Raw genomic sequence first — 15,723 nt, forward strand, 5'->3', positions numbered from 1 at the left:
GTATATTTAATTCTAAAAAAATTAGCTCTTTTGAATGTAAAAGATAAATGTGCTACCTTCTTCTTTAAAATCAATAAGCTCGTGTCCTGTTGATTTTGCCCAAGCTGTTAAATCACTTTTCGCACCTTTATCTGTTGTTTGCACTTCTAATACTTGGCCTGTTGTTAAAGTATCCATTGCTTTTTTTGTTTTTACGATTGGCATTGGACAAGCTAATCCTTTTGCATCTAAGACATGATCAATTTTCATAGTATTTATCTCTCCTTTTTATATACATATACCCGTAAGGGTATATAATAATAAATAATGATATTCGTCAACCTTAAACAAGGTGACAGATTAACGACTTTTCACTAACAGCTGTACAGCTTCTTTCACTAACCTTTCCGTTGGCTCTCCTTGCTGAAGGCTTTCTCTGACGCACTGTTCAAGATTGCTGCTCACAATGACTCCCATTGTGCGATCAATGGCACTTCTTGCAGCAGATAATTGAGTCACGACGTCTCGGCAGTCTTTTCCTTGCTCCATCATGCTAAGCATGCCTTTTAGCTGCCCTTCAATTCGGCGCAGGCGATTTTTCACCTGTTGGTTATACTCCATAATCGAATACCCCTTTCTTTACTTTACTTTTACACACTGCTAACTCATAGCTGCGTACTTCAAAACCTTTTTTTCGTAAGAACCGTACGCCTAAATTTAACTCCACTCTATCTCGGGCAATCAGATGAACGCTGCCCTGTGGAATTTCTGAATAAAAGCGTTTGAGATACGCATACGGAATAACTATACTAATCGAATCGCGAACTTCATGATAATGACGAATATCTACAACCGTTCGCCCAAGTTCTTTTGCTTCAGATTCACGTATGCACTGTATTCTTTTAACGGGATAATAACGTCTGTATGCAATAAATAAAATAGCAAGCAACAACACTGCTATATAGAGCATAACCATCACCGCCTTGCTATTGAATTAATGTTGTTTACATGTTCTATATTATACCCCTATGGGTATAATGTCAAGCGAGAAAATTATATTTAATTTTGATGATTTACATGAATTCTTTCATACGAACCAATCCACTTTATCCACCTTAGAAATTATGAATGTTTTCTTTAACCTGCTTTATTGTGTGTACCCCCTCCCCTATAGACTAAACAGACTTTTCCGTTTTCATACATCACCTGGGCTCATATAAATTAATAAAAAATAAGCTTACTGCACCATTCACCATCTGCGCACAAAAGGTCCAGTTCTCCTTGGGAACTGGACCTTTTGTGTTAAAAAGCTGATTAGCTTTGATGATAAATATTATGCCATTGATTCCACGAACTGTGTGGATGCTGCTGGTGCCACTGGTTCCATGGCACATATGGATTTTGCTGATGCCACTGATTCCACGTGCCGTGCGGATACTGATGATGCCACTGATTCCAAGGTGTATATGGATGTTGTTGATGCCATTGATTCCATGTGCCGTGCGGATACTGTTTATGCCACTGCTCCCAAGGTACATGAGGATGTTGCTGATGCCATTGATTCCACGTGCCTTGAGGATGCTGGTGATGCCATTGTTCCCATGGAATGTAATGTTGCTGTCCTTGATGCATATTTCGTCAACTCCTTTTCCTTTGCCACATCATATGTTCTTTTTAGAATTTAGAGCTTATCTATTTTAAAATATAGGCGTTTTGATTTCTTATGTATTAATCTTGACAATTATAAAAGAAGGTACGCTTTATATCTATATAGCTCAAGTGTGAATAGAAAGAACTGATTATTTTAATAGAGTAAAGGGCATTAAATTTCTGAACATTGCACAAAAAAACACCTTCTCATTCGAGAAGGTGTTTAGGAATTAACCTACAATATTGTAACCAGCGTCTACGTGTACGATTTCTCCCGTTACGCCGCGTGAAAGATGGCTCAGTAATACAACCGTCATGTCGCCAACTTCTGCTTGCGTTACATTACGCTTAAGAGGTGCTTTTTCTTCAACATGATGAAGAATTTGGTTAAAGTCAGAAATGCCTTTCGCTGCAAGCGTACGAATTGGGCCTGCTGAAATCGCATTTACGCGGATATTGTCTTTTCCTAAGTCTAATGCTAAGTATTTTACTGAAGACTCAAGTGCTGCTTTCGCTACGCCCATTACGTTATAGCCTTCAACTGCACGTTCTGCACCAAGATAGCTCATTGCCACAAGAGAACCGCCTTCTGTCATAAGAGGTTTTGCTGCTTTTGCTACAGCGATAAATGAATAAGCGCTTGTGTCTTGAGCAAATGCATATCCGCTTCTTGATGTATTAATAAACTCGCCGTTTAAATCTTCTGAATGAGCAAACGCAACAGAGTGAATCACTCCGTGAACTGTGCCCGCTTCTTCTCCGATTTTTTTGAACGCTGCTTCAATGCTTTCGTCGCTGTTCACGTCACATTCAGCAATTAGTGATGCTTGAATTTCATTTTTTTCTAACAGCTTGTTCAACTTTCCTAGTGAACGTTCTTTACGGTATGTAAAAATTAAGTTTGCTCCTACTTGATGAAGGGCTTTTGCGACACCCCAAGCAATACTTCTGTCGTTGGCAACTCCCATAATCACAATGTTCTTGTTCTTTAATTGTAATAAATCTTCCATATTATCCTCCAAAAAAAATTAGTCATCAATGATGACTAATAGGTAATTGTATAGCTTTATTATAGCACAAAGATGCGCTTAGTTCCTAAGAGTCTTATGAATTAACCGATTTTGCCCTATAAATAATCTCCTACTTATTCGAATCCTGCAGCCATGCTTGCGTTGTTTCAGCAAATTTTTTGGCTGCAGGTGAAAGATGATAACGAGTAGCTAGACCAATTGAACGGTAGCTGTCCACTTGAAACGGAATCGCACGAAGCTCTTGAGGGATCGAATCTAAAAGCATTTCAGGTAAAATACTAATGCCTAAGTGATGCGTAACCATTGATAAAATAGCACTTTCATCCATTAATTCAAAACGGATATCAGGCTGAATGCCGCGTTCTTCAAACAGTTGCTTAATATCATGATATCCGCCGTACGTAGGCATAATAAACGGTTCTTTCTCTAAATCTTTAAAGGAAACGGTTTTTTGATGATACAAAGCACTTTGATTCGATACGACGCACAGCAGCGGGTCTTTTTTTAAAGAAATAATATGAAATTGACTTGAATGCGTAATGTTGATAAAGCCGCAGTCTATTTCTCCGCTCAGCAGCCACTGTTCAATTTCAAGGTAATCGCCTTCTTTAAGCTGAATTTGAATCTCAGGGTAGTTTTTTTCCATAAGCTGAATAATTTCGGGGAGCCACTTGGTCGATACGCTTTTAAAAATACCGATTTTGATGGTTCCTTTCGCAAGTCCTAAGAGACTGGCTGCTTCTTGATGAACTTTTTCACTTTCTTGGAGCACCTTCCGAATAGCAAGAAGCATCGCTTCGCCTTCTGTTGTTAAGGTAATACCTGATCTGTTTCGATTCACAAGCGGAAATCCAAATTCTGTTTCAAGATTTGTAATGGCATGACTGACCGCTGACTGCGTGAGCGCCAGCGCATCTGCCGCTTTTGTAAAGCTTCTCACTTCCGCTACTTTGTTTAAAATTTCATATTTCACTAAGCTCATTTTCTCCCGCCTTAACATGAATTTAATTCACGTTCATCATTATAAAGATTCATTTTATTAATATCAAATTCCTTTGTATACTGTGAGTACATCATAAACAATGGAGGGTTGAACGTGAGTTACCGCACACGAGCAAATATGATGATGGTTGGTGTAAATGTATTTTGGGGCATGTCGTACGTGTTTATGAAAATGGGGCTGAGTTCGCTCGGGTCATTTACTATCATTGCACTTAGATGTTTAATTGCTTTTTTGATTGCCGGACTGTTTTTCTATAAGCCTTTACTACATATCACGCGCAAAACGATTTTATCATCAGCTATTTTAGGCTTTTTACTGTTTTCAGTTTTTTCATTTGTCACGTTTGGCGTCAGCATGACGTCTGCTTCAAACGCCGGATTTCTTGTCAGTTTAACGGTCATTTTTGTTCCATTGCTCCACTGCCTGTTAGTGAAGAAGCTTCCTTCTTGGCCGATTGGGCTCGGTATTATCACTACCCTAACCGGTATAGGTGTTTTAACTTTAAAGCACTCCTTTCATATGAATACTGGTGATGTACTTTGCATTGGAACGGCGCTATGTTATGCCATTCATATTACGCTGACCGGCACGTTTACGAAAAACGAAAATCCAATTGCTCTCGGCATTTTACAGCTAGGTTTTGCTGGATTATTTGCACTGATTTGCAGTTTTTTATTTGAACATCCCAGCATTCCAGCTACTTTATCATCATGGATTGCGATTTTAGGTCTTGGCGTTCTTTGCAGCGCGATTGGATTCATTTGTCAAGCTATTGCGCAGCGCTATACAACTCCTACTCACACAGGACTTATTTTTGCAACAGAGCCTATTTTTGCTGCGCTTTTTGCCGTTCTTTTTTTGCATGAGCTGTTTACGCTTAAAGAACTGATTGGTTCTATTATTGTGGTTGCGGGGATTTTAATTGCTCAGTTAGACAATTTGCTACTAAAAAAAAGAGTTCATTATCAAGAGACATTGCCAAAGTAAAAGCCGCTAGATTCGTTTACCTAGCGGCTTTTGTTATTAAGCTAAAGTATAAGCTTTCTTTTAGCAGTCCCAACACCTATCTCTATTTTTCTTTTAATGGATGCTAGTATTTTTCAAAGTCTATTGCTATTCCTATTCTAGATAAAAAAGCACGTCTAGGAGAACGACTGTGAAGCTTATTAAACGAATACTTGCAACTATTGCTTCATCGATATGCGGCGGTGCAGTTTGCATCGAAATATTTGAATTAAATTCCCTTGGCTATACAAGTATATTAGATTATTTATCGACTTTGCTTATTGGTGTATATCTTACGGCTCCATTCATCATTATAGTAGGCATCCCTTGTTCAATAGCTATAACAAGCATCATGAAATACATAAATTCACTTAAGATATTAATTGAACTAATTCTATATCTTCTTTTCGGTATCGTTGGAGCACTCGCCGTATTAACTTTATTTTTGCTAAGCGACGGGATATCCGCTTTTAGTCTCTTCCCGCGAATCCTCATTGTAACGTTGAGCTGCTCATTGCCGTTTGGGTTATCATCCATCCTTATAAACAGGCTATATAAAAAGACGATCTAATATGCATAGACCGTCTTTTTTATATGTTTTGCTACAAACACAGCTCTCATATCTATCGTGCATTACAATAACCGATATGATTTTGCACAAAGGCTTAGCTTATACCTTATATGTATAAAACTTTTTATCTACGTTCATCACCGGGAAATTCTCAGGCAGCTTTTCTTTCTCTATATGTTGAAACCCATTTTTCTCATAAAATCGATGAGCAGCTCTGTATTGTAATGTGGTTCCTAAATATATTCTTTCCACTTCTCTCTGTTTTGCCCACGCGATGGCTGTATGCAATAACCGGTGAGCTGTTTTGAAGTTCGCTCCTCTATAAGACTTTGCTACAAACATTTTCCGCAGCGCTACTTGACGGCTGCCAATGTCTATTAAAGCTACGCTTCCTACTACTCTTTCGTTGCAAACAGCAACCCAGAAGTTTCCGTTTCCCTGTTGATAAAAGCTTTCGATTTCAAACAAATCAGGCTGATCTTTTTCCGTTATTGGAATTTGGTATTCTTGCTGTTGAATATGAAGAATTAAATCCACTACTTGCTGTTGATACTTGCTAGCATATGGCTGAATGATAATACTTTCACTCAAAACCTCCACCGCCTCTAATCAGTTTACTCCATCTTATTTTTGGCTGTTTTTAATACTGCACAGCCTATGTTCATTATAAAACCAATTACAGCACCTGCAAGAATCGATATCACACCTACAGCGATAAAATCGCCTTTAGTCGGCTGAAATAAATTCATGGAAAGCAAACCAAACATAAAAAGCATGGGAATAAGATAGCTCAGCATTTTTTTCAACTTCGCACCTCATTTCCTTATCTCTATAAACCCTGTAACCATTTTATCGTATATTAATTTCCTATTTATTACAATAATTATCTTATTTCATATTTTTATCGAAAAAATGAAATAAAGTGCCTGCCTCTCGTTCCTTGCTAATTGAGAGACAGACACTTTTTTATAAAACATGACTTGTTGCTTGTAAAAAGAACTGAGATTGTTCGTAGTTGTACGTTACTTTTGAAAAGTCAAACGGCTGGCCGTTGGCTAAGTGGAAAAGCGTTTCAATAAATAATTTAGGATCGCCTTCTTTTAATCCTAAGTACGTAGCTTCTTCTTCGTTCAGCTTGCCAACGTGAAGATATAGATCAGAAAACCCGATTTTTAAGCCAAGTCCTTCTTTAATGTAATGAAAAATAGACTGAGAAACAATTTCGTTATTCAAGTACGTAACGATGGATTTATTATAAAACGATTCTTCTAGACAAAGCGTCTGACCGTTGATATACCGTACTCTTTTTACATAATAGACGTCACTATTTTCTTCTATGTTTAAATTTAACGCGGCTTCTTGCGTCGGCTTTCGTACATCTAACTCAATCACTTCCGACGTTAACTGAAAATCTTCAAGTTCACTCGTGAATCCTTGATTGGAAAGCAAGCCAATATAACCTGTTCGTTTATGACGACGGACAAAAATGCCGCTTCCTCTTACTTGAAAAACCACGCCTTTTTTCTCCAGCAGATCCAGAGCTTTTGTTACCGTACTTTTGCTTGCCTTAAACTGCGCCATCAGCGTTTCTAATACCGGCAGCTTATCTCCTTGCTGAAGCTTATGGTCTTCAATATAGGTTTCAATTTCAATTGCAATTTGTTGGTATTTGATCATAGCTATACCTCTTTACTGAATTTGTCTCAAGAATAACACGATTATACCATAATCTAACTCTATACCATAAACTTTAATTATTCATTAATTATTATTTTATTAGAGTATTGATAAATTGTATCGATACAATTATACTGAAAGCGTATAATCAACAAGGGTGTTAAGAATCACACCGGTTATTATCACAAATTCAAGCGATTATCGAGAAGTAATCGTTGAAGATATTAAAAATAGCGGGCTGAATCAAACATTATTTACCGTAGTGAAATAAGGAGGAACTAACAATGACAAAGATGCCAAAGAATTTTTTATGGGGCGGCGCATTAGCAGCTCATCAATTTGAAGGTGGATGGAACCAAGGCGGAAAAGGACCGAGCGTAGTAGACGTTATGACTGCAGGTGCACACGGTGTAGCGCGACAAATCACTGAAACAGTGGAAGAAGATAAATTTTATCCAAATCACGAAGCAATTGATTTTTATCACCACTATAAAGAAGATATCGCACTGTTTGCAGAAATGGGCTTAAAATGTTTGCGAACGTCTATTGGCTGGAGCCGTATTTTCCCTAAAGGCGATGAAGCTGAGCCAAACGAAGAAGGACTAAAATTCTACGATGATGTATTTGATGAACTGTTAAAGCATGGAATTGAACCGGTTATTACGCTTTCTCACTTTGAAATGCCCCTGCATTTAGCTCGAGAATACGGCGGATTTAGAAGCCGAAAAACGGTGGACTGCTTTGTGAAGTTCGCTGAAGTTTGTTTCGACCGCTATAAAGACAAAGTCACGTACTGGATGACGTTTAATGAAATTAACAACAAAATGGACGTACACAACCCTCTATTCTTATGGACAAACTCCGGCGTTTCTGTAAAGCCGGGTGAAAATGCAAAAGAAGTGATGTATCAAGCAGGACATCATGAACTGCTTGCAAGCGCTCTTGCCGTATCAAAAGGAAAAGAAATTAATCCGAATTTCCAAATCGGAGCGATGGTTTCACATGTGCCAATCTATCCGTATTCTTCAAATCCTAAAGATGTGATGTTAGCAGAAGAAACAATGAGACAGCGCTACTTCTTCCCTGACGTTCAAGTTCGCGGCTATTACCCAAGTTATGCGTTAAAAGAATTCGAACGAGAAGGCTATCATATTCCGTTTGAAGAAGGCGACGAAGAAATTTTACGAAACGGAAAAGTTGATTATTTAGGCTTCAGCTATTACATGTCCACAACGGTTAAAAGCGACGTTGAAGCTGATAACACGGGCGATATCGTAAACGGCGGATTGCCAAACGGCGTAGCAAATCCTTATATCAAATCAAGCGATTGGGGCTGGTCAATTGATCCAACGGGCTTGCGCTATACGTTAAACCGCTTCTACGACCGCTATCAAATTCCGCTGTTCATCGTAGAAAACGGATTTGGTGCCATTGATACGGTTGAAGAAGACGGATCCATTCATGACGCATCACGAATTGAATATTTAAAATCGCACATCGAAGCGTTAGAAAAAGCTGTAACGTACGATGGTGTTGATTTAATGGGCTATACGCCATGGGGAATTATTGATATTGTTTCCTTTACAACAGGCGAAATGAAAAAGCGATACGGCATGATTTATGTCGACCGTGACAACGAAGGAAACGGATCAATGAAGCGCTACAAAAAAGACTCCTTTAACTGGTATAAACATGTGATTGAAACAAACGGTGAAGAACTATAAGAAATCAGAAAAGCGTGGTTCCTGCGTGAAAACACAGGAATCACGCTTTTTTAAAACATGTAAAAATAAAGGCAAATACGTTATCTCGGTTTATCTACTAGCTGTGTTTGCGCAATTTCCGTTTGCTTAATTCCCGCTCGTTGAATTTCATCAGCAAACGATTCATGTTTCAGCGTTTTGATTACCTTTTCGCTTCCATCCCGAAGAGTATACACTCTAAATTCATACATACTCTACCCTCTCCTTTAAGCTATGATTGATGCGATACATTAGATGCGCTCCTGTAAAAGCAACTCATAATAGAGGTAACTTTTTTCTCTTCTTTACTTTACCCACTTTTTAGGAAACTAGACAAAGAGATTTAATTTGACGCGACAAAAGCCTTTGCAGCAAGCAAAGGCTTTTATCGATGGAATGTTAGTATTCAAAGATGGTTCCTTTTTTAAATTTTGAATGTTTAAAAGCAAATTTCGTTAAAAGAATATACGCAACTCCTGCAACTACCACTCCTATAATCCAGCCTAAATCGACTTCGATAAATGCAGCACCTGCGCCGATTAGCATCGCAAGCATGGCGCATGGATTGTAGCCGGAAAACGGCCCTTTTTCTTGATATAATTCTTCTACGTTCACTCTTTGTTTTCGTAAAATATAGTAATCTACCAGTAAAATAGAAACAATTGGACCTAAAAAAGCAGAGTAAATCAAAATGAACAAACCAAGCCCTGCAGCTGACGAATCTTGAACAAGCACCCAAGGGAACGAGCAAAAGGCAAGCAGTCCAGTAATGGTAACCGCCACTTTATAATTTGCTTTTGTCAGCAGCGTAATCACATACGTAGGCGGAATAATATTTGCCACCATGTTTACGGCAATGACGCCAATCACAATAAAAGCTGATACAGCGACGGTAATATATGAATTATCCACTACAACCGCAAACGCTTTGACAGGGTTAGATATGCCCGTAGCAGAAGCAAGCATTGCCCCGATTGTAAGAACGAATCCGTAGGCTACTAGAATCGGTGTAAAGTATAAGAACCCACGCTTTGTATCGCTAATCCCTGGCTTCAGTTCTCTCGAGTAATCGGCTGCGCTTAGAAAAATCGCTGCATAATTCCCCATGAACATCATAATGAAAGAAAAGAACGGAAGTCCCCATGAGCCTTTTGTATGTACCCACTTCTCTCCTACTACCTCACTATGAGAAGTTAAAAGAACACCAAATACATAAACAAGGCCAAGCAATATGATGATCGAAGCAAGCATCTCTACCCATTTAACCGCGTGGAAGCTGTACAGTGAAAGCACAATTTGCAGCAGCTGAATGATAATAAAGCAAAGAACAAGATTGTCAAAAGACCCTTTGCTCACAATTTTCCCGATTTCGTTTAAAGCGGTACCGCCTGTCCAGCTTTGAAAACCATACCAAATGATAGCTGGAATGCCTCGTAAAAGAGACGATATGACAGAGCCTTTTATTCCAAAAGACATTCGAAGCTGCATCACATACGGTATGCCCGTCTTGTAGCCAATTCGATCGTTTAACACAAAAAAAGTAGAAATAATACCAATGGCAATAATCGCTGCCACAAACGTTTGAAAAAGATTTAATACCGCAGTACCTGCAATTACCAAGCTAGCTCCAAGCGTCATATTTCCTAAATTAACGCCGTCTCCAATCCACATAAACATATAGGACATCGGAGTCAGCTTTCGATCACTTTCCGCTTTTGGCTTTAGTGACGGATCAAGACCCCTATCTTGATGAGAATGCATCTCTTCTATAACGGAACTTGTTGCATTTGTAGACACTATACACTCAACTCCTTTTTATAATGCTTCCACTCTTATTTCTAACACTAGATGTAAGTTAACTTAACATGTACACAGTGTATACGAATTTTACCGCCAGTTCATTATTATTTATGTGAATTTTCTGATATTTTTTTGTGCGATTTGACTAATTTTTGACCTCAGCTCGCAATATAAAGGAGTTGCTGACAATAAAAAATCCAAGCGCTTATAATAAACGCTTGGATGAGTCAGCTAGTATTTATTTTTCACAGGCAATATAGTCTTTATCTCGATCTAGCTTTGTATTGGCATCATACAGTGATTTTGATACGTACGGCTTGTACTTTGTTTTGCCGCCTTTATTCTTTACGTTAGCCGCACGAGCTACGCCGCCTTTGTAGTCTTTGTTTAATTCCGTGCAGTTTTTGTAAGACTTAGCTGCCGCATCTACGTTTGAAGCTGCGCTAAAAGATACGCTTGTTAACAAACCGAAAGATAGCGCAATTGGAAAAATCTTCTTCATAAGAGATACTTCCTTCCTATATTTTTTTCTCATTAATAATAGGATGTTCTATCATTTTTTCCAATCTTTTTTTACATTTAAACTACTATTATCCATTTTTCTATTTATGAGCCACTCTTAAAGCCTTTACCGCTTGTTTAGCCGCATCTGCAATTAATTCATCATTATACTCCGCATCTTTTTCCGTACGATTGGAAAGGATCGCAAGAACAATTGGATCTCCTTTTGGCGGCCAAAGGATAGCAATATCATTTCGCGTCGCGTATGAGCCTGCGCCTGTCTTATCGGCTACTTCCCAGCTTTTCGGCACGCCCGCTCGTATTAACGCATCCCCTGTTGTGTTTCGCTTCATCAAATCTGTTAAAAGTGCACGTTTGTCTTCAGGAAGTGCCTGTCCAAGTACATATTTTTGAAGACTTGCAGCGAGTGCTCTCGGTGTACTTGTATCGTGGGTTTCTCCTGGATTCACTTCATTTAAATCCGGTTCAAAGCGCTCAGGCAGCGTCACATCGTCTCCTATGTTTTCTAAAGCTTCTTTAAATCCATCCGGTCCGCCCAGCTGCTGCAGAATTAAGTTCCCTGCCGTATTGTCGCTGTAGCGAAGCGATGCATCCGCGAGTTCTCGAAGAGTCATGCCTGTATCTACGTGTTTTTCTGTAATTGGATTGTAGTTTACAAGGTCATCGCGCGTATAAAAGATTCGTTCGTTGAGATCTTCAATTGACTTCTGCTGTAAAAGTGCACCGACAGCGAGAGCCTTATGAGTAGACGCATAAGCAAAACGCTCGTCCGGGTGATACGTTACCGTTTTATTGGTGCCTGTATCTAATGCAAAAACGCCAAGATTCGCATCATATTTTTCTTCAAGCTTAGCAAACTCTCGATCACTCTTTGTTTCTTGTCTTTGACATTTTACCGTTTCAGCATGTACCTCGCTGCTTGAAAAGCCTACAACCGCCGCGCACGAAAGAGCGAATACAGGCAGCATTTTTTGGAGCTTTGAAGCGCGAAACATCTTTTTCCATGTCTTCATTACCCTTCAACACCTTTCAAAAAAAGTATTTAGTATGTATTCTCTTAGGTAGAGATTACCAACAATGCTATTTTATCAATTGTTTACTCTCACAAACATGATAGTTTTATCACATTTATATAATAAAAGTGTCTCACACTGAAGATGAGCAGTATAAAAACCGTAAGTACTTTAAAAAATAGGCGGCGTAACGGAAAATAAAATAACGGCTTTCTCTTCAAACGTATTCTCCCATTTATGATTCAGATGCGAAGGAATTTTGACACTATCTCCTTTTTCTAACACGTATACTTCCTCGTCCAAATACACTTTAATTTTCCCTTCTAAGACGTATGCCACTTCCTCTCCTTTATGTGCTAAAGGAGTTTCTGATGAAGCCATCATCGGCGGTACTTCCATAATGGCCGTAGCTAGATTCCCTGTGAAATCGGGCGATAGCAGCGAATACGTTAGCTCTTTTACCTTCATTGTTTTACGCTCATTCGACCTTACGACTAAATGAGATGTATTTATTTCTTCGAGCAAAAAGCTGAAGGTAGGCACATCGAGGCTTTTTGCTAAAAGTTTAAGCGTTGAAATGGACGGGTTAGCTAATCCCCGTTCAATTTGACTTAACATAGATGGCGTGATGTCCGCTAATTTTGCTAATTCTCGACTGCTTAGCCCCTTTTCTTTTCGAAATTTCTCTACTTTTTTTCCAATATCTATGTTTTCCATGATGATTCCTCCGTAAAAGATGTTTAATTACATTTAATTTTATTAAGTTAAACTTAATAAACGACGTTACTTATGTTAAATTATATTTAATAAATAAATTACAATTTAATACTATCACAGTAAGGAGGAAGAAAAAAATGAATGACATCTTGACCTTTTTGGTTCTTACATTATTTGTGATTATGAGTCCTGGTATTGATACTGCTCTTATTACCAAACGAACGATGGCAGATGGACAAACGGGCGGCTATAAAATGGCATTAGGCTTAGCGAGCGGTTCTTTAGTTCACACACTCGCCGCTACGTTTGGTTTATCAGCTCTTCTTCTTCAGTCAGCTCTTGCATTTGAAATCGTAAAATACGCAGGAGCCGTCTATTTAATGTACTTAGGAATTTCTGCTTTCCTTTCTAAAAAAAGCGATACAGGTTCTTCTGCAAAAGAAGAAAAAACAAAAGAAACATCTGCTTTTCGTCAAGGTCTGGTCTCAAACGTCCTTAATCCAAAAGTGGCGGTATTTTTCTTAACTTTTTTACCTCAATTTGTTCAAAATGATCAAAACGTAACTCTTCAATTACTTCTGATGGGAATAACGTATACGATCCTCGCTATCACGTGGTTTTTCGTATTCGTCTTTTTTATTAACTATTTACGAAAATGGCTTACAACACCTAGCGTGCAGCGCTTTATGGACAAAGCAACGGGCGTGGTGTTAATTGGATTTGGATTAAAGCTGGCTTTTGAAAAACATAAATAACAAAAAAGCTATCTGTTTCAGATAGCTTTTTTGTTATTTATGCACTTCAGGTTCATAGAGATAGACTTTAAGGTCAAGCTTTCCATCCGAAGAAACGATTATTCCTTCCGCTTCGAGTGAATGTTTTTGAACAAGGGGCATTTCTTCGTCTTTAAATCCAATTTCTCCTTTGGAGTTGATAACTCGGTGCCAAGGGAGTTTATGTTTCTTACTCATCGAGTGCAATACTCGTACAACTTGCCTTGCACCTCGCGGACTACCAGCCAGGCGGGCGATTTGTCCGTATGTCATGACTTTTCCGCGAGGGATTTGTTTAATAAGTGCTACTGCTCGTTCTGTAAAACTCATGCTGCCCCTCCTTTTATTCTTTAGTACAACATTACCATAATTAATAAACAGTGAAGGAATCACTCGATTTTTCTTCAGCAACATTATAAGATAATAATAAGAAGCACGCTCATCATTGTGCAACATTCTTCAGGTAAATACTTGTATTTCCTATTCTTCAACTAGCAAATCTTTGCGCGAGTGGCAGCTTATACCTCATTTATGACACTGTGATTATAAAAACGTTACAGAAACCAACACAGCAAGGTACGTAGAAGCGTTACATGATAAGATAAACAGTAGATACTAATACAATTTCAAATTGATGCTGACGAATAAGTAATCATTTAAAAAGTGGTGAGAAAATGACAAAATGGCTTAGTGTAAAAGAATTATCTAAAGAAACAAGTATTCCTACTTCAACCATCAGAAGATATATAGATAAATTCCAATATTTCTTTATACAAAAAGAGGATCATCGACCAAAACAATATGAAGCTGCGGCTGCGAACGTTTTACTGAAAATTAAGCAGCTTTATGATGAGGGTTATCAAGCAGAAGAAATTAATGAATCTCTGCAAAAAGAATTCTCTTTGACTACAAGCGAGGATCAAGCTGCCGTGTCTCTAGAAGAAGCCGAAGACAAAGAGGACATAGAGAACACAGCAGAAACCGCTGACCAGCCCGAGGCCGACGACCAGCAGCCGACAACTTCTGAACTTCCTGTACAGCCTTCACCCCAACAAGAGCCTGATACAAAACAAATTCTTCAGGAAAAAGACAAGCAGCTTATTCAATCTTTGCGTAAAAGCTTGCGTGAGCAGCAGGCCATTTCAGAATTAGTAGAAGCTTCAAAAGAAAGCAGCGTAGTAGGTAAAAAAAGATCGATTTTAAAACGATTATTCAAACGAAAAAAGGACTAAATTTGTAAACAAGCCTAGGGCATGAAACATCTTTATTTCTGATCATTAAATTTATGTAAAACAAAGTTTCTAAACTGTTTAACAGCCGGTGATAGATATCTTCCTTCAATCCATGCTAGTCCAATTACTCGGTGACAGTTGGCTTTAGCTAATGGGATTTTCACTATTTTGCTTTGATCTATTCCGTGTAAATCTGGAAGGATAGAAATTCCTAAACCGGCTCCTACAAGTCCCGCTACGGTGTCAGCTTCCTCTCCTTCAAACATAATGTGAGGCTTTCCCCCTGTCTCTTCAAATAACTGCTCAAACGTAAGACGAAGAGAAAAGCCTTCTTTTAAGTGAATAAATGATTCCTCAGCAATTTCTTCTAGTGCAACACTTTCACGATCAGCATACCGGTGATTTTTCGGTACGATGACAAACAGCTCTTCACTCCAAAGATGATGCCACTTAATGAACGATTTTTCTTCCATAGGCGCAATCAAACAAAGATCCAGTTCACCGAGCTCCAGCTGCTCAAGAAGAACGTGAGAAGGACTTTGCCTCAGCAGAAAATTCACTTTAGGATATAAGCTGCGAAACGACGCAATTAAATCTGGAATTAAATCCGTGCTGAGCGTATGCAAAAATCCAAGTGACACCTGCCCTTTCTCAGGATCTAGCAGCGCTTGAATTTCCTCTTGTCCTTTATCAAATTCTTTCATCATATTATCTACACGCTTCAAAAAGACTTTACCGTATTGATTCAATCGAATGGAACGTCCTTGCCGGTCAAATAGCGGCGCTCCTACTTCCTCTTCAAAACGAGCGATTGAACGACTGAGCGCAGGCTGCGTAATTAACAGCTTTTCTGCTGCGCGCGTCATATGCTGCGTACGTGCTAGCGTTTGAAAATATTTAAACTGCTGCCATTCCATTTTGTACCATCTCCTTATCAAGCGGCTCTATTCATTACATAGATGTATGAAAAATATGATTATAATGAATTATACATTATAAATAGAAGAT

General features: G+C 38.6%; 21 protein-coding genes. 5 read left to right on the forward strand and 16 right to left on the reverse strand.

Translation table 11 applies throughout. From position 1 onward, the window contains the following. Window positions 1-21: 21 nt before the first annotated feature. From OK414_RS17860 to OK414_RS17885, 6 genes are all read right to left on the reverse strand, one after another. Window positions 22-249 (reverse strand): sulfurtransferase TusA family protein, encoded by a 228-nt coding sequence (locus tag OK414_RS17860; RefSeq protein WP_071272716.1) that lies wholly within the window; start codon window positions 247-249, stop codon window positions 22-24. Between the two features lie 90 nt (window positions 250-339). Beyond that, window positions 340-600, reverse strand: coding sequence for a metal-sensitive transcriptional regulator (locus OK414_RS17865; protein WP_205661652.1), 261 nt, complete (start codon window positions 598-600; stop codon window positions 340-342). Continuing rightward, window positions 590-949 (reverse strand): sulfurtransferase, encoded by a 360-nt coding sequence (locus OK414_RS17870; RefSeq protein WP_205661653.1) that lies wholly within the window; start codon window positions 947-949, stop codon window positions 590-592. Before OK414_RS17870 ends, OK414_RS17865 begins: the two co-directional genes overlap by 11 nt. Window positions 950-1,293: 344 nt before the next feature. Next, window positions 1,294-1,611: a hypothetical protein gene (locus tag OK414_RS17875; RefSeq protein ID WP_025750968.1), complete on the reverse strand. Its 318-nt coding sequence runs from the start codon at window positions 1,609-1,611 to the stop codon at window positions 1,294-1,296. A gap of 248 nt (window positions 1,612-1,859) precedes the next feature. Then, on the reverse strand, window positions 1,860-2,639 hold the full coding sequence (gene fabI, locus OK414_RS17880) for an enoyl-ACP reductase FabI (RefSeq protein WP_013084067.1): 780 nt from the start codon (window positions 2,637-2,639) through the stop codon (window positions 1,860-1,862). A 130-nt stretch (window positions 2,640-2,769) separates the two neighbouring features. Next, window positions 2,770-3,642, reverse strand: a complete 873-nt coding sequence (locus OK414_RS17885; RefSeq protein ID WP_205661654.1) for a LysR family transcriptional regulator — start codon at window positions 3,640-3,642, stop codon at window positions 2,770-2,772. 114 nt (window positions 3,643-3,756) lie between these two features. Between OK414_RS17885 and OK414_RS17890 the strand changes: the two genes are divergently transcribed. Together OK414_RS17890 and OK414_RS17895 are read left to right on the forward strand one after the other, a co-directional pair. Continuing rightward, window positions 3,757-4,650: a DMT family transporter gene (locus OK414_RS17890; protein ID WP_205661655.1), complete on the forward strand. Its 894-nt coding sequence runs from the start codon at window positions 3,757-3,759 to the stop codon at window positions 4,648-4,650. A 169-nt stretch (window positions 4,651-4,819) separates the two neighbouring features. Further along, entirely contained in the window at window positions 4,820-5,239 is a 420-nt protein-coding gene (locus OK414_RS17895; protein WP_142238680.1) for a hypothetical protein, read from the forward strand. 99 nt (window positions 5,240-5,338) lie between these two features. On the opposite strand, the gene OK414_RS17900 is transcribed toward OK414_RS17895, so the two are convergent. From OK414_RS17900 to OK414_RS17910, 3 genes are all read right to left on the reverse strand, one after another. Further along, window positions 5,339-5,830, reverse strand: coding sequence for a GNAT family N-acetyltransferase (locus OK414_RS17900; protein ID WP_016764960.1), 492 nt, complete (start codon window positions 5,828-5,830; stop codon window positions 5,339-5,341). Window positions 5,831-5,853: 23 nt separating this feature from the next. After that, window positions 5,854-6,036, reverse strand: a complete 183-nt coding sequence (locus OK414_RS17905; protein ID WP_016764961.1) for a hypothetical protein — start codon at window positions 6,034-6,036, stop codon at window positions 5,854-5,856. 169 nt (window positions 6,037-6,205) lie between these two features. Further along, window positions 6,206-6,916 carry a GntR family transcriptional regulator gene (locus OK414_RS17910; protein WP_034650302.1) on the reverse strand — a complete coding sequence of 237 codons (711 nt, stop codon included), beginning with the start codon at window positions 6,914-6,916 and terminating at the stop codon, window positions 6,206-6,208. Between the two features lie 284 nt (window positions 6,917-7,200). Between OK414_RS17910 and bglA the strand changes: the two genes are divergently transcribed. Then, window positions 7,201-8,640, forward strand: a complete 1,440-nt coding sequence (gene bglA / locus OK414_RS17915; protein ID WP_205661656.1) for a 6-phospho-beta-glucosidase BglA — start codon at window positions 7,201-7,203, stop codon at window positions 8,638-8,640. An 80-nt stretch (window positions 8,641-8,720) separates the two neighbouring features. On the opposite strand, the gene OK414_RS17920 is transcribed toward bglA, so the two are convergent. The 5 genes from OK414_RS17920 to OK414_RS17940 form a co-directional block, all read right to left on the reverse strand. After that, window positions 8,721-8,870, reverse strand: coding sequence for a hypothetical protein (locus OK414_RS17920; RefSeq protein ID WP_013058052.1), 150 nt, complete (start codon window positions 8,868-8,870; stop codon window positions 8,721-8,723). A 187-nt stretch (window positions 8,871-9,057) separates the two neighbouring features. Then, entirely contained in the window at window positions 9,058-10,455 is a 1,398-nt protein-coding gene (locus tag OK414_RS17925; RefSeq protein WP_205661657.1) for an NCS1 family transporter, read from the reverse strand. Window positions 10,456-10,696: 241 nt separating this feature from the next. Further along, window positions 10,697-10,960, reverse strand: a complete 264-nt coding sequence (locus tag OK414_RS17930; protein ID WP_205661658.1) for an excalibur calcium-binding domain-containing protein — start codon at window positions 10,958-10,960, stop codon at window positions 10,697-10,699. Between the two features lie 100 nt (window positions 10,961-11,060). Then, entirely contained in the window at window positions 11,061-11,993 is a 933-nt protein-coding gene (bla, locus tag OK414_RS17935) for a class A beta-lactamase (RefSeq protein WP_205661659.1), read from the reverse strand. Between the two features lie 171 nt (window positions 11,994-12,164). Beyond that, window positions 12,165-12,710 (reverse strand): cupin domain-containing protein, encoded by a 546-nt coding sequence (locus OK414_RS17940; RefSeq protein WP_095379138.1) that lies wholly within the window; start codon window positions 12,708-12,710, stop codon window positions 12,165-12,167. 137 nt (window positions 12,711-12,847) lie between these two features. Between OK414_RS17940 and OK414_RS17945 the strand changes: the two genes are divergently transcribed. Next, window positions 12,848-13,465, forward strand: coding sequence for a LysE family translocator (locus OK414_RS17945; protein ID WP_034650283.1), 618 nt, complete (start codon window positions 12,848-12,850; stop codon window positions 13,463-13,465). A 33-nt stretch (window positions 13,466-13,498) separates the two neighbouring features. Here the strand turns inward: OK414_RS17945 and OK414_RS17950 are convergent, their stop codons facing one another. After that, complete coding sequence (locus OK414_RS17950) at window positions 13,499-13,813, reverse strand: MGMT family protein (protein ID WP_205661660.1); 315 nt, start codon at window positions 13,811-13,813, stop codon at window positions 13,499-13,501. A 344-nt stretch (window positions 13,814-14,157) separates the two neighbouring features. On the opposite strand from OK414_RS17950, the gene OK414_RS17955 reads away from it, so the two are divergent. Continuing rightward, the gene (locus tag OK414_RS17955; RefSeq protein WP_205661661.1) at window positions 14,158-14,715 is read left to right on the forward strand and encodes a MerR family transcriptional regulator; all 558 of its coding nucleotides are present in this window, start codon (window positions 14,158-14,160) and stop codon (window positions 14,713-14,715) included. 32 nt (window positions 14,716-14,747) lie between these two features. Here OK414_RS17955 and OK414_RS17960 read toward each other — a convergent pair whose 3' ends face one another. After that, a complete protein-coding gene (locus OK414_RS17960) occupies window positions 14,748-15,632 on the reverse strand; it encodes a LysR family transcriptional regulator (RefSeq protein WP_016764972.1) in 885 nt (294 codons plus the stop codon). Between the last annotated feature and the right edge of the window lie 91 nt (window positions 15,633-15,723).

The organism is Priestia sp. JV24 (assembly GCF_025910025.1).
Taxonomy (GTDB): domain Bacteria; phylum Bacillota; class Bacilli; order Bacillales; family Bacillaceae_H; genus Priestia; species Priestia megaterium.